Origin of the sequence: Rhizobium sp. AG207R, from assembly GCF_027109195.1 — a bacterium.
GTDB classification, from domain to species: domain Bacteria; phylum Pseudomonadota; class Alphaproteobacteria; order Rhizobiales; family Rhizobiaceae; genus Rhizobium; species Rhizobium dioscoreae.
Genome location: NZ_JAEPVT010000008.1, coordinates 1 through 12,779 on the forward strand (window position 1 = coordinate 1; position 12,779 = coordinate 12,779).

General features: G+C 57.8%; 13 protein-coding genes and 1 pseudogene. 7 read left to right on the top strand and 7 right to left on the bottom strand.

Annotation, left to right across the window (positions count from 1 at the left end; translation table 11 throughout):
* Positions 1-213: 213 nt before the first annotated feature.
* From JJQ51_RS19540 to JJQ51_RS19555, 4 genes are all read right to left on the bottom strand, one after another.
* Positions 214-1,044 (bottom strand): oxidoreductase, encoded by an 831-nt coding sequence (locus JJQ51_RS19540; protein ID WP_152096527.1) that lies wholly within the window; start codon positions 1,042-1,044, stop codon positions 214-216.
* A 117-nt stretch (positions 1,045-1,161) separates the two neighbouring features.
* Positions 1,162-1,767: a DedA family protein gene (locus JJQ51_RS19545; protein WP_269245137.1), complete on the bottom strand. Its 606-nt coding sequence runs from the start codon at positions 1,765-1,767 to the stop codon at positions 1,162-1,164.
* A 153-nt stretch (positions 1,768-1,920) separates the two neighbouring features.
* Positions 1,921-2,394 carry a DUF2147 domain-containing protein gene (locus JJQ51_RS19550; protein WP_152096525.1) on the bottom strand — a complete coding sequence of 158 codons (474 nt, stop codon included), beginning with the start codon at positions 2,392-2,394 and terminating at the stop codon, positions 1,921-1,923.
* 243 nt (positions 2,395-2,637) lie between these two features.
* Positions 2,638-3,201 (bottom strand): class I SAM-dependent methyltransferase, encoded by a 564-nt coding sequence (locus JJQ51_RS19555; RefSeq protein ID WP_152096524.1) that lies wholly within the window; start codon positions 3,199-3,201, stop codon positions 2,638-2,640.
* Positions 3,202-3,541: 340 nt separating this feature from the next.
* Here JJQ51_RS19555 and JJQ51_RS19560 point away from each other — a divergent pair, with 340 nt between their 5' ends.
* On the top strand, positions 3,542-3,670 hold the full coding sequence (locus JJQ51_RS19560; RefSeq protein WP_267904025.1) for a hypothetical protein: 129 nt from the start codon (positions 3,542-3,544) through the stop codon (positions 3,668-3,670).
* 201 nt (positions 3,671-3,871) lie between these two features.
* On the opposite strand, the pseudogene JJQ51_RS19565 reads toward JJQ51_RS19560, so the two are convergent.
* Positions 3,872-4,120: pseudogene (locus tag JJQ51_RS19565) on the bottom strand (IS3 family transposase); the annotation flags it as partial.
* Between the two features lie 249 nt (positions 4,121-4,369).
* On the opposite strand from JJQ51_RS19565, the gene JJQ51_RS19570 reads away from it, so the two are divergent.
* The 6 genes from JJQ51_RS19570 (at position 4,370) to JJQ51_RS19595 (ending at position 10,507) form a co-directional block, all read left to right on the top strand.
* Complete coding sequence (locus tag JJQ51_RS19570) at positions 4,370-5,872, top strand: sugar ABC transporter ATP-binding protein (protein ID WP_269245138.1); 1,503 nt, start codon at positions 4,370-4,372, stop codon at positions 5,870-5,872.
* A 124-nt stretch (positions 5,873-5,996) separates the two neighbouring features.
* Complete coding sequence (locus tag JJQ51_RS19575) at positions 5,997-7,028, top strand: ABC transporter permease (protein WP_269245139.1); 1,032 nt, start codon at positions 5,997-5,999, stop codon at positions 7,026-7,028.
* An 81-nt stretch (positions 7,029-7,109) separates the two neighbouring features.
* The gene (locus JJQ51_RS19580; protein ID WP_269245140.1) at positions 7,110-8,075 is read left to right on the top strand and encodes a sugar ABC transporter substrate-binding protein; all 966 of its coding nucleotides are present in this window, start codon (positions 7,110-7,112) and stop codon (positions 8,073-8,075) included.
* A gap of 67 nt (positions 8,076-8,142) precedes the next feature.
* Positions 8,143-9,183, top strand: coding sequence for an NAD(P)-dependent alcohol dehydrogenase (locus tag JJQ51_RS19585; RefSeq protein ID WP_269245304.1), 1,041 nt, complete (start codon positions 8,143-8,145; stop codon positions 9,181-9,183).
* Between the two features lie 70 nt (positions 9,184-9,253).
* Entirely contained in the window at positions 9,254-9,913 is a 660-nt protein-coding gene (gene rpe / locus JJQ51_RS19590; RefSeq protein ID WP_269245141.1) for a ribulose-phosphate 3-epimerase, read from the top strand.
* Between the two features lie 27 nt (positions 9,914-9,940).
* Entirely contained in the window at positions 9,941-10,507 is a 567-nt protein-coding gene (locus JJQ51_RS19595) for an SIS domain-containing protein (protein ID WP_269245142.1), read from the top strand.
* A 100-nt stretch (positions 10,508-10,607) separates the two neighbouring features.
* On the opposite strand, the gene JJQ51_RS19600 is transcribed toward JJQ51_RS19595, so the two are convergent.
* Both JJQ51_RS19600 and JJQ51_RS19605 read right to left on the bottom strand, forming a co-directional pair.
* Positions 10,608-11,249: a hypothetical protein gene (locus JJQ51_RS19600; RefSeq protein ID WP_269245143.1), complete on the bottom strand. Its 642-nt coding sequence runs from the start codon at positions 11,247-11,249 to the stop codon at positions 10,608-10,610.
* A complete protein-coding gene (locus tag JJQ51_RS19605) occupies positions 11,246-12,745 on the bottom strand; it encodes a sugar ABC transporter ATP-binding protein (RefSeq protein ID WP_269245144.1) in 1,500 nt (499 codons plus the stop codon). Before JJQ51_RS19605 ends, JJQ51_RS19600 begins: the two co-directional genes overlap by 4 nt.
* Positions 12,746-12,779: the final 34 nt, after the last annotated feature.

The window sequence follows — 12,779 nt, forward strand, 5'->3', positions numbered from 1 at the left end:
AGGTCGTCACCATGCCATTCTCGCCCAGATGCAAGGTGGCGGGCAAACGGGCCTGACGCAGAACCGCAGACGGTGGCAAGCCGATCCGCTCGACCGCACGCCAGAAGGCCTGCGGCACCTTGCATTTATCTGCTGGCATCACACTCATCTCAGTCGACCCTCTAAGCCCGATCTCGCAGAAGTACGCTCGTCTGTCATCCGCCTGCGGAAATGTTAGCGCATCTGGCTCATGATGATGCGATCAAACATCCGATCACCGAGCCATTTACGGATCGCAATCATCGGCTTGGCATATTTGCCTGCGATATAGCGCGTCCGCGGCCTTCTCGCATGGACGGCAGCCGAGACGACATCAGCGATCACCTTCGGATCCGTACCGCGCCCATGGCCATAGGTCGCCCTCGTGATCTTGGCGACGGCTTGCGAGACCTTGGCATAGGGACCTGCCCCGGAGCGTTTCACAAGACCGTCGGCGACCACGTCGCCAAATCCTGTCTCGATCAAGCCTGGTTCGATGACAACGACATCGATGCCGAACGGGGCCAGTTCCAGCCGCAAGCTATCCGACCAACCCTCGAGCGCATGCTTGGTGGCATGGTACCACGCGCCGAGCAACGTATAGATCTTGCCACCCATCGAGGTGATGTTGACGATGGTGCCTGAACCCCTCTGGCGCATCGCGGGCAAGAGAAGCTGAGTCAGGCGAGCCGGGCCGAAGACATTGACTTCGAACTGATATCTCGCCTCGTCCATGGCGATGTCTTCGACGGGTCCATACAGTCCGAAGCCTGCATTGTTGACAAGGACATCAACGCCGCCGCTTTCGGCGAGAATGATTCCCACGGCCGCCTTGATCTCGTCGTCGTCGGACACGTCCATCTGCAGGGCACGTGCTCCAAGGCGTTCAAGATCCAGCATCTTGTCGACGCTGCGCGCCGCTACATAGACCCTGAAGCCATCGCTGATGAGGCCTTTGGCGATTTCCTTGCCCATGCCGGAGGATGCGCCGGTCACGAGCGCTGTTTTCTTGCGTGTATTGCTCATATCTGCCTCTCTGTTCGCAAGATTACAGATAGAAGCTCGCTGGCGGCAGATCATTGGCGGAAGATGCCATCACTGTTGCGGATTACGCCAATTGATGTCGGCGACATTTCAGCAAGGCTATTTCCTGGGAGCACGGCGACGCGCATAGGTGATAATGAAAACCATCAGCAGCTCAAGACCCATCATCGATAGACCGACGGCAATACCTGCGGCGAGCGGATCCCAGCCGCTGTCGCGCAGCAGATAACCAATGGCAATGAGAGGTGTGTTCCAAGCCAGCGTCCCAATCAATGTTGCCAGCAGGAGCGACCCCATGGGCAATCCTAGGATACCCGCCGGCAGGGCCAGATATATGCGCACGGTCGGTATAGTCTGACCAATGACTGTTACCCAAAAATGGTTCCTCCGGTAGGCGGCGGCCAGCCGCCGATAGAGCTCAGGTCTCAGAAAGACAAATCTGCCGTAGCGGCCAATAATATCCTCACAGCGCGAGCCACCAAGAATATGGCCGATGGAATACCAGGCTGCGGCCCCTAAGGTGGAACCGAGACTGGCCACCAGAACCGTGCGAAACAGATCGAGCGCATTGTCGACCGTTGCCAGACCAATAGAGACAAACAGGATGTATGATGGCAACACGGGAAGGAATTTTTCGAGCAGGCTTATTGCTGCGACACCACTCAGCCCGAAATCAAGCAACCAGTTCAGGGGCAGGCTGTTCATGGCCAACGGTCTCCCTAATCGCTACGGGACAAATCGGGCGAGCACAGCCTCATGCCGCACCCGCCCGACGCCAAGCCACCTGACCAAGACCGACGCGGGGGTGTATCGGTTGGCGAAAGATGGTGGCTTGTCCAGGTAATCAATGATTGCGGGCTATGCGTCGACCCGATGGAAAGTCCTGGTCTGGCCGAGTGCGGAAATGCCGATATAGCCCCTCAGGTTCATTTTACCGCCCTGCATCGTGATCTGACAGTTATACGTGCGGCCCGAAGAGCCGTCGTAGAGTGAGCCACCCGTCCAACTCCCCGCATTCCATTTCAAACCAGTGATGAACACGACATTCTTCATCGACCGGGAGCGCAGGGCAGGATCGGGATTTTTCGTATCTTTCTTGAAGGTGACGTTGTCAGCCTCCACCAATTGATTGCCGTAAAGCAACCGTGCGCGGAATTCCGTTCCCGCCTTGAACATATCGAGCTTCACGCTGCCATCGTCCGCCTGCCACACGCCGACGATGGCGTCGGTTGGCGAGGTCTGTTGCGCATAAGCTGCCGGTACAGCAGCCAGTCCGACCGCTGCCAATGCCAGGAAAACGGCAGATCGCCTTGAAACTTTTGACATGTCCATAAAGTGAAACCTCCTGAATAAACCAATATTGACGCAATCCGCGAATGAAGGGCCACGGGCCGTAACGATCCGCGCTCTCACTCTCGCGCAACTGCGTTGCAGGCCAATTTGCATGAGCCTGGCGACAGGTCCGGTATGATTGCTATCCCCGAACGCAAGCAAGGCTATTGGCAGGGAGACAATTCTGCAGTGACAGAATACGCCAATCGCGCTGCACAATCCGCCAATGCAATTCTGTCCGCCTCAGCGAGCAGTAATCCGATAGACCGCGGCTGGCGGCAGATTGAGGAGGGTACGGCCCACCAACGTTGCCCTGAGGTTGAGTTTGTCGAGAATCCGCTGAGGCACTGGACATTTGCTCGTGTAAGTGAACTGGTAGAACGCGCTGCCCGACCGCATGTGGTAGAAAGCACCTTCGAGGATATCTACGACTTTGCGGGCCGGCATGGTCAGCAGCGGGATACCACTGACGACGGCACCTACCGACTTGTCTGATGGAAATTCGAGATGTTTTAGGCGGGCTGCATCCATCGAAAGCACGCGGGCAGTTGGGTAGCGCCGCTTGAGCCGCTCGGCAAATTCCTGACTGTATTCGACCAAGGTCATGTCTTCAGGCCTTACACCATGTTCGAGCATCTTGCTTGTGAATACGCCTGTGCCTGGCCCGAGCTCGATGACGTGCCCGGTTTGCGGCGTAATCTCCCGAGTGATGATCTCAGCGAGCGCGCGGCCGGAAGGTAGAATCGCGGCAATCTGGAATGGCCGGGCTACCCAAGCCCGAAAGAACACCAAGCTGTCGCTCTGCATCTCGTCTCCTGTGAATGCGGTGGAACCAGCGGCCAATTCAATAAGTGTCCACTTACCAAGCTGTCACCGCTTCCAGCCTTTCCTACAAAGTCTCGGTGGCGGTCGAGCAATCCAACGCCGATCGATAATCCTCCGATGTCGCGGAAAGGGTAATGTTTGGCTACAGGAGTTGCAGTGTCAGAAGACGCCAATCGAGTGGTATATTCTGCCAACTCACACTTCACGACGATCTTATCGAGAGCAAACGGGCAAAAAATTCTGAAGCCGCTTCCTGCGTGCCGACCTCGCTTCCTCGACTAAAGTCAACGAGCACTAACGCGGTAATGAATTCGGTGGTGCAATGAGCCGCAATATCGGCGCTGCAGTCATCGCTGCCGCAAGTCTAGCAAGTTCGAAGGTGACGCTGGCATTTTTGGCGGCGCGGCTGGAAACTCGCCGACAAGCGGCTTTTCTTATATTCAAGCGCTGATGGTTAGGAAGCTTGTGCAATGCTCTGGTCCAATGGCCCGATACACATCGTGTAGCCTGAAGCTCTTGATGGTAATCGAACCGCTATTCTCGTGTCGCATCCCACATTATCAATGACTTAGGCATCCGATCCGGCATAGTCGGATTTATGGAACCGGCGGTTCTGTACGCCACTAGTCTGAGCATTGGTCGGCCACTTTTTCCTGCCGGCTGGGATCTGGGACTCCGCGATCTCCGTGTGCCATTTCTCGTTCGGTGCTTTTGCATGGAAGTTGCGGTTGATCAGGTTCTTAGGCGAAGGATTGATTTCTCCCAAGTGCAGGCCAAAACGCCGTCGCCGTGGTCTAGCAACGATCAACGCTCCAGTTTCATCAATCGCTGCACAACCTTTTCCGAGATTGTAATGCTCTGCCTGGTCAGCGGCCTGCAGTCTGCGACAGCCGTGCCAGCGATGGTTGACACCTGCCATGTCGTCGGACCAATTTAGGGTGCTCAAATGAGCGTAATATTGGTCATAGGAAACGACATTCCGAAATCCAAAATCTATATTCTAGGTTCCTTGTTAATTTCAAATCGCTCAAATGAGCGTACATCTGCTCTCTTGACTGACAAGTAGACGAATGCTATCCATCCTGTCACGGCCAAAATGAATTTGGCTTTTTGTCGGGTGGAGGCCCGCAATTCTGGAGGAGTAACAGCGATGAACGACGCCCCGTTGCTGGAATTGCGCAGGATCGAGAAATCGTTTCCCGGCGTTCATGCCCTCAAGAATATGAGCTTCTCCGTCAGGCGCGGTTCAGTGCACGTCATCTGCGGCGAGAACGGCGCCGGCAAGTCCACGCTGATGAAGATCATCAACGGCATCTACCAGCCCGATTCCGGCTCGATCCTCTTCGAAGGCCAGGAAGTCGTCATCTCAAATCCCACCGTCGCGAAGACCTACAAGATCTACATGATCTCGCAGGAGCTGAACTACATTCCGGAAATGACAGTCGAAGAATCCCTGTTCCTGGGCCAGGAGCCACTCAACCGGTTCGGTGGCATCGACTGGAAGGAGATCCGCAAACGCACCATTACATTGCTGAAGCAGGAGAACCTGCCCTATCGCCCGGAGACGAAGCTCAAGGACCTGTCCGTCTCCGACATACAGATGCTGGAAATCATGAAGGCGGTTTCCCAGGACGCAAGTATCCTGATCATGGACGAGCCCACTTCAGCGATCACCACGAAGGAAGTCGACGTTCTCTTCCGCAAGATCGACCAGCTGAGGAGCAAGGGTGTCGGGATCGTCTACATCTCCCACCGCTTCGACGAGCTGTTCCGTATCGCCGACGACATCACTGTCATTCGCGACGGTGCCTGGGTTGATACCCGCCCCGCCAGCCAGCTCAACATCGAGACCATTATCCAGCTCATGGTCGGCCGAGTTCTGGACAACGTCTATCCGCCGCGACCGCAGAAGGCAGTCGGCGAAACGATCCTGTCAGTGGAAGGGCTGTCGGACGGCGACCGCTTCCACAACATCACCTTCAACCTCAAAGCTGGCGAAATCCTTGGTTTCTCGGGCCTCATGGGCGCCGGGCGGACGGAAGTGATGCGAGCGATCTTCGGCCTCGCCCCCTATCTCGCCGGAACGATCCGCATCCGCGGCAAGGAAGTGAAGATTTCGAGCGTGAAAGACGCGATCGCCCATAAGATAGCGATGCTTTCGGAAGATCGAAAGCGTTACGGCATCATCCAGTACCGGGACATCAAGGAGAACGCGGGACTTTCGAGCCTTGAGAAATTTATCAAAGGGGGCTTCAGGAATGCCAGGAAGGAGCGCGAGCTCATTTCTTCGGTCTGCGGCCGCATGCGAGTGAAAGCACCGACGCTGGAGACGTCCATCGACGCACTGAGTGGTGGCAACCAGCAGAAGGTGGTCTTTGCAAAGTGGATGCTGCGCGAGCCCGACATCCTGATCCTAGATGAACCCACGCGGGGCATCGACGTCGGTGCGAAATACGAAATCTACAAGATTATGATGGAGCTCGCGGCAGAAGGAAAGGCCGTGATCATGATCTCATCCGAACTACCTGAGATCATCGGCGTGTGCGATCGCGTCTACGTCATGGCGGACGGGCATATTACCGGCGAACTGCCCCATGAGCTGTTCACCCAAGAGCGCATCATGAAATACGCGACTATGGCCGAAATCGCATGAACGAGCGCTGACCCAACGGTCGGTTTCTCCGAAAACATCGAACAGCAAGAGGTCTGCGACCCGGAACCGCCTTCCGGGCGCATGGCCAACTATGGAGTGTGCAATGGCAAACCAGGTCAACACAATGAGGTCGTATTGGTCCACGGCGACCAACAGATACAGCATCTACATCATCTTGCTCGTGATGATCGTGATCAGCTCGTTCCTGAGTCCGGTTTTCTTCTCGGCCGCGAACTTCTCGAACATCTCTCGGCAGATTTCGATTACCACGATCCTGGCATTCGGCCAGACGCTGCTGATCATCTGCGGCCTCATTGACCTTTCCGCTGGTTCGGTCCTCGCGCTTTCTGGGCTTCTGGCCGTCATAGCGTTCAAGGCCGTTGGCAGTCCGATCATCGCGCTGTTCGTCGGCATAGCGGTCGGCGTCGCGTGCAACGCGGTCAACGGATATATCGTTACAAAATTCCGCACTCCGCCCTTCATTGCCACGCTTGCGATGATGACGTCAGCCCGCGGCGCAGCGCTCATGCTGACGGGCGGGCAGAATATCTACCAGCTGAGCGACTTCATTGTCTGGGGACAAGGCACCCTCCTCGGTGTTCCGACGCCTGTCATTTTCCTGCTCAGCGTGACGGCCTTCACCTGGTACCTGCTCAACCACTCTCGCCTCGGGCGCTATATCTTCGCGATCGGCGGCAACCAGGAGGCGGCTCGCGCCTCCGGCGTCGAAGTCAACAACATCAAGATCAAGGCATACTTGATCAACGGCGTCTTCGTCGGCATCGCCGGTGTCCTCTACATGTCGCGCGTCAATGCAGGCCTTCCGAACGCGGGGATCGGTTTCGAGTTCGACGCAATGACGGCAGCCATCATCGGCGGCACCAGCTTCTCCGGCGGTGTCGGCAGTGCCGTCGGCACGCTTGCAGGCGCCTTCATCATGGGCTTCCTCAGCAACATCATGAACCTGCTCGGCATCCAATCTTACATGCAGCAGGTCATCAAGGGCGGCATCATCGTCCTCGCTGTTGCCTACGACATCGCCTCCAAGAACCGCCGCACCCTGAAGATCCTCGGTTCTCTAGACGAGAAGAAGGAGGTTCCTTCGAATTCTTCCCCCCTTTCCACGGCCGAAGCGCCGGCGGACCAGAAGCTCTAGCGCACGGAGGTCGTCCACATATCGCACTTCTAATTCCTACGCAGGCAGTCAACCCAACTACTCAAACGGGAGGTTTTTGAAATGAAAGTTGGATTCAAGACGCTTATCGCCACCGCGGCAATCCTGACATCGGTCATCGCATTGCCGATGACCGGCGCGAACGCGGCGGACGCCAAATACCGCATCGCCTACATAGCCCGGGCCCAAAGCGACTCCTTTGCGGCATGGCTGGCAAACGAAATGCAGTCGGAAGCGAAGAAGTATCCGGACTTGTCGCTCACCGTCTTCGACGGCCAAAGCCAGAACGACCTGATGCAGACTCACATCGAAAATGCAGTGCAGAACAAGTTCGACCTGACGATTGTTCAGCCCTTCGACCCAGCGGTGCAGATTGATCCGGTGAAGCAGGCGATGGCGCAGGGCATGAAGGTGATCGCTACGAACCCGCGCTTCTCCGATGACTCCATTCCGTCGGTCGACGCCAACCCATACCAGCAGGGTGCTGAAAACGCCAAGCTTGCGCTGAAGCAGGTTCCGCAGAACGCCAGGGTCGTCATCCTTGACGGTCCGGCAGGCAATCCGCATTCGATGGGCCGCCGCGAAGCCTGGCAGAAGGAGTTCTTCGACAAGCGTCCTGATGTCAAGATCCTCGATGAGCAGATCGCCAACTGGAACAAGGACGAAGGCATGCGCCTTATGGAGGACTGGATCCAGTCCCACGGCCAGATCGACGCCATCATTTCTATGAATGACAACATGGCTGCCGGCGCGCTCGAAGCTGTCAAGGGTTCGGGAGCCACGAAGTACCCACTTGCCTACGGCGTCGATGGCACGGCCGAAGCGGTCCTGCTCATCAAGGATGGCAAGATGACGTCTACCACGCTTCAGAACGCCCATGCGCTGGCTGAAAAAACGATCAAACTCGCCCACGACATGGTTACCGGCGTCAAGGCCGATACTAACCAGAAAATCGAAGCCGAGCTGATCGACAAGGACGATGTCGATAAATACGTCGAGCTCCAGAAGAAGCTCGGCAACATCCAATAAACCAAGACCGGGCCCTACGCCCCAACGGGCGTAGGCCATCGAACCGACGAACGACAGGAGATTCCGGATTATGAGAGCGCTTGTACTTGAAGAGAAGGATCGGATTCAGATCCGGGACATCAAAGTAAACGAAACCGTCGGCCCCGACGACGTGAAGATCAAGATCGCCGCCGTCGGTATCTGCGGCAGCGACGTCCACTACTACAAGCACGGCAAGATCGGCGACTTCGTTGTCCGCGAGCCAATGATCCTCGGTCACGAAGCCAGCGGCATCATCTCCGAGGTCGGCAAGAACGTCACCCATCTCAAGGCTGGTGACCGGGTCTGCATGGAACCTGGCATCCCGAACTGGCTCAGCCGCGAATCCATGCTCGGCATGTACAACATCGACCCTTCAGTCAGGTTCTGGGCGACGCCGCCGGTCCATGGCTGCCTGTGTGACACGGTCGTGCATCCCGCAAACCTGACCTTCAAGATCCCGGACCACATGACCTATGACGAGGCGGTCATGGTTGAGCCGCTGACCCTTGGCGTGCATGTGGCGCGCAAGGTCGGGGTTGTCCCCGGCGACACCGCCATCGTCACCGGCGCAGGCCCGATCGGCGTCATCATCGCGCTTGCCGCGCTCGCATCGGGCTGCAGCCAGGTCATCATCACCGACGTTGTCCAGGCCAAGCTCGATCTTGTTGACAAAGCTTATGGCGACCGGATCACGACGTTCAACGTCGGCGACGGCGATCTCAAGACGTTCGTCCACGAGAAATATCCCTACGGCGCAGACATCCTCTTTGAAGCCAGCGGCTCTCCCAAGGCAATCTCGTCGGCGGCCGAATACATTGCGCCCGGCGGCAAGATGGTTCTGATTGGCATGCCCCAGGCTGCCGTCCCCATCGACATCGTCGCGCTGCAGGTCAAGGAGATTATCCTGTACTCGATCTTCCGCTACGCGAACGACTATCAGCGGGCGATCAACTTCATCGCGTCCGGTCAGATTGACGTGAAGCCGCTGATCCACGCCCACTACGATTTCGAACAGAGCGTCGAAGCCTTTGATTTCGCCGCCTCCGCCCCTCCTGGCGTCATCAAGACCATCATCAACATGATTTGAGTTGAGACGTCTCCTTGTTCCGGCAGGAATCTCCTTCTCCTGCCGGAACGGCAACAGGGATTTGGCGACCATGATCCAGCAGCCCACGACCATCATTGCACCGTCGCTCCTGGGAGCCGACCTCTCCGACACCAGGGCCGGGCTATCCGATATCGAGAAGTCGGGCGCCTCGTGGATCCATATCGACATCATGGACGGCCATTTCGTTCCAAGTCTGGGTTTCAGCCCGCAGGTGGTCAGAGACATCCGTCCCAAGACAAATCTGTTTCTCGACATTCACCTGATGACGCAAAACCCTCAGAACTATGTCGACGTCCTCTCCGAGGGCGGTGCTGACTGCATTACATTCCATATCGAAGCCTGCACCCACGCCCATCGGCTGGCCAAGCAGATCAGGAAGAGTGGTCGCGAGGTCGGGATCGCCCTTGTGCCATCGACACCTATCGCGGCGATCGAGGAAATGCTTCCGGAGGTGGACCAAGTACTGGTGATGAGCGTGAACCCGGGATTCGCTAATGAGGACTTCCTCGACAGCAGCCCCAAACGCATCGCCGCTCTCGCCCGCCGCAGGGCCGAGGGTGGACACCGCTTTCGCATAGCCATCGACGGCGGCATTGCTCGAACGAATGCACGCTCGGTTATCAAGGCCGGGGCCGACGTCGTCGTTGTCGGCCGCTCGTTTTTCGCCGCGCCGGACAAGATCGATGAAGTCGCGGGACTGCTCGCTTAAATAATGCTCTAACTATCGGAATAACCCATGATACAGGACTTGTTCGCCCGGACACGAACGGCAATTTTGCAGGAGATCGGCGCGACGCTCGATACGGTACTGTCTCGCGACGTGGAGGTTTTGATCGACGAGCTTGTGAAAGCTCGCCAGATTTTCTGCGTTGGCGCAGGACGATCCGGGATTCTCCTCAGCACATTCTGTATGCGGCTGAACCACCTCGGTCGCAGCGCCTACATGGCGGGGGGCTTGCCGTGTCCTCCTGCGGGTCGGGGCGACCTGATTGTGGCCGCCTCCGGGTCCGGCAAGTCCGGCAGTGTCAACTCGGTTCTGAAGACCGCGCGCGCGGCGGGAGCCCACGTCGTCATGTTCACCGCATCCAACGCGGATCCCAGCTCCCTGGAAGCGGATTGCATCATTCGCGTCTCTGCGCCTACAGGACTTGTGAACAAGGACGAGACACGCTCCCTGCAGCCGATGCGAAGCCTGTTCGAGCAGTCGGTTTTCATCGCATGCGAAGCGATCGTCTCCATCCTCAAGGACAAGATGGGGATGCAGGAGGAGACCATGGCCAACCGTCACGCAAATCTCGAATAGCGATGACGGCACTCTTCATGGAAGGGCGGCCAGAGCCCTTCCGATATAGATTTCCACCGGACGGCTATACACCGAGCGGTATCGACGGAAGAGCAGGCGCTTATCGAACCGAGGCGGCTCTTTCCAGAGATGCGAGGAGCTCCCTGGAACGCGGGGCTGTAGGGCCAGCAGAGAACATCGCTGCCCCGACGACCGCGAGACTGACGTCGAGGCTTTTGAGCCTGCCGAAGTGTTCCGGTCCGATTTTTCCATCGACGACCGTGTAAAGCGACCGCGGACGGGTTGCGAGCCGCTCGAACGCATTGACATCAAAGGATCCACCGCCCGCTGGCGCCGTCAGTAAGAGGCACCCGTCGATATGATCGAGCATCGAATCCAGGACCATTGTGGAAGTCGTGTGCCGCAATGCCGCGTAGACCTTCACGCCATGGCTTCTGACGATGTTGGCCGTCTGTGCGAACTCGACGTCGGACTCGACATGAATTGCAATCGAGCGGATCCTCATCTCTGCGAACATGACGGCAGAAGCGGCCGGATTGTCGACCATCAGGTGAACGTCCAGCGGCAACGATGTCAATTCCCGAAGCTCACGAACAAGACGCGTCGTCAAGCCATATTCGGGGGCAAACCGGCCATCCATGACGTCGAGATGGAAGGATTCGACGCTTCCGGTAACCGCATCGATCTCCTCCGCGAGGCGGAACGGATCGGCGGCATAGAGAGATGCGGAAAGAAGCGTCATACGGCAGCGGCCCATGCGGCTTCGCGCAACTTGGCAAGCGACCACTCGGCCACAGGCTTGCTCTCCGTTGTGCAGTAGCCGTGCTGGAAGATCGTGATCGTGTCGCAGACCTCCATCAGTTCCTCTTCCTCGCTCGAGACGACGATGATGCACCGCCCCTCGTCGGCCAGACGCTGGATGATATCGTAGATATCGGACTTTGCCCCAATATCGACGCCTTTGGTGGGCTCATCGAGAAGGATCAGATCGGCATTCTGCTCGATGATGCGTCCGAGAAGAACTTTCTGCTGGTTGCCGCCCGATAGCGATTTCGTGGGATTGTCGAGCCTGCCGCGAGTGCCAATCGACGACAGCGTCTTTTGTGCCGAAGCCTTTGCCGCAGCCAGATCGACGAAGCCGCCCTTGCGGTAGTTCCGAAGCGTCGACAGCACCACGTTCTGGTAAGACGACATGAGCGGAATAAATCCGTCCACCTTGCGCTCTTCCGTCAGAAACGCGATACCGCTTTCGATGGCCGTTTTGGCGTTGCTCGGGCGGTAGGAGCGGCCGCCAAGTTCGACGGTTCCGGAGGTTACTCCCTCCAGACCATAGAGCGTCCGCAAGAATCGCGTGCGGCCGGAGCCGACGAGCCCGTACAGTCCGAGGACTTCGCCCTTCCTGGCGATGATGTCCGCGCCTTTGAGGCGCTGTCCTGCCAGGCCGCTGACCTTGAGGAACACGTCGCCAGTGGTGCGAACTTCCCGGTGCGCTTCCGAGCGATGGCCATGCGCATCACCGACGATCGCATCGACAATGGCCTGCTTGCTGGCATCGGCGCCGGAAGAATGATGAACCACGCGACCGCTGGACAGAACCGTCGCTTCGTCGCAGACAGTCAGAACTTCATCGAGTTTGTGGGAAACGAGTACGACACCGATATTCCGCTCCAGCGCGATGCGGCGAACGTGCGCGAGCATGTCGGCGGACTGCTTTCCGTCGAGTGCTGTGGTCGGCTCGTCGAGGAAGAGATAACGCACCTTGCCTTCTAGGTTGGCAATGACTTCGATCAGCTGCTTTTCCGGGTGCGAGAGGCCGCCCACCTTTCGCGTCACGTCGATCGAGAGGCCATAGCTCTCCAGCAGCTTCTTCGTATAGTTGTCCATGGCCGCGATCTGCCTGACACCGTGCAGCCTGATTTCGCGGCCGAGGAACAGGTTTTCGGCAACCGTCAGGTTCGGGATGAGGCGCAGTTCCTGGTAGACACAGCCGATGCCCTTGCCGAGAGCCTCTCTCGGTGAGGTCAGCGAAATCGCTTCGCCATCGACCGACAGCTGGCCATTGTCTTGCGGCTGCGCGCCGGCGAGTATCTTCAGAAGGGTCGACTTGCCAGCACCATTATGGCCGAAAAGACCATGGATCGTGCCGGGGCGCACCTCGAAATCGATGCCGTGCAGCACCCCTACCCCGGCGAATGCCTTAGTTATGCCCGTGGCCTTGTAGCCCGCCTTGTCCTGCATGATGACAAACTCTCCACGTGGTAGGGACGCGCGG

Bases quoted from the DNA above. Each gene is read 5' to 3' on its own strand.
- JJQ51_RS19540 (WP_152096527.1), bottom strand. From the start codon at position 1,044: ATGAGCAATACACGCAAGAAAACAGCGCTCGTGACCGGCGCATCCTCC.
- JJQ51_RS19545 (WP_269245137.1), bottom strand. From the start codon at position 1,767: ATGAACAGCCTGCCCCTGAACTGGTTGCTTGATTTCGGGCTGAGTGGT.
- JJQ51_RS19550 (WP_152096525.1), bottom strand. From the start codon at position 2,394: ATGGACATGTCAAAAGTTTCAAGGCGATCTGCCGTTTTCCTGGCATTG.
- JJQ51_RS19555 (WP_152096524.1), bottom strand. From the start codon at position 3,201: ATGCAGAGCGACAGCTTGGTGTTCTTTCGGGCTTGGGTAGCCCGGCCA.
- JJQ51_RS19560 (WP_267904025.1), top strand. From the start codon at position 3,542: ATGAGCCGCAATATCGGCGCTGCAGTCATCGCTGCCGCAAGTCTAGCA.
- JJQ51_RS19570 (WP_269245138.1), top strand. From the start codon at position 4,370: ATGAACGACGCCCCGTTGCTGGAATTGCGCAGGATCGAGAAATCGTTT.
- JJQ51_RS19575 (WP_269245139.1), top strand. From the start codon at position 5,997: ATGAGGTCGTATTGGTCCACGGCGACCAACAGATACAGCATCTACATC.
- JJQ51_RS19580 (WP_269245140.1), top strand. From the start codon at position 7,110: ATGAAAGTTGGATTCAAGACGCTTATCGCCACCGCGGCAATCCTGACA.
- rpe (WP_269245141.1), top strand. From the start codon at position 9,254: ATGATCCAGCAGCCCACGACCATCATTGCACCGTCGCTCCTGGGAGCC.
- JJQ51_RS19595 (WP_269245142.1), top strand. From the start codon at position 9,941: ATGATACAGGACTTGTTCGCCCGGACACGAACGGCAATTTTGCAGGAG.
- JJQ51_RS19600 (WP_269245143.1), bottom strand. From the start codon at position 11,249: ATGACGCTTCTTTCCGCATCTCTCTATGCCGCCGATCCGTTCCGCCTC.
- JJQ51_RS19605 (WP_269245144.1), bottom strand. From the start codon at position 12,745: ATGCAGGACAAGGCGGGCTACAAGGCCACGGGCATAACTAAGGCATTC.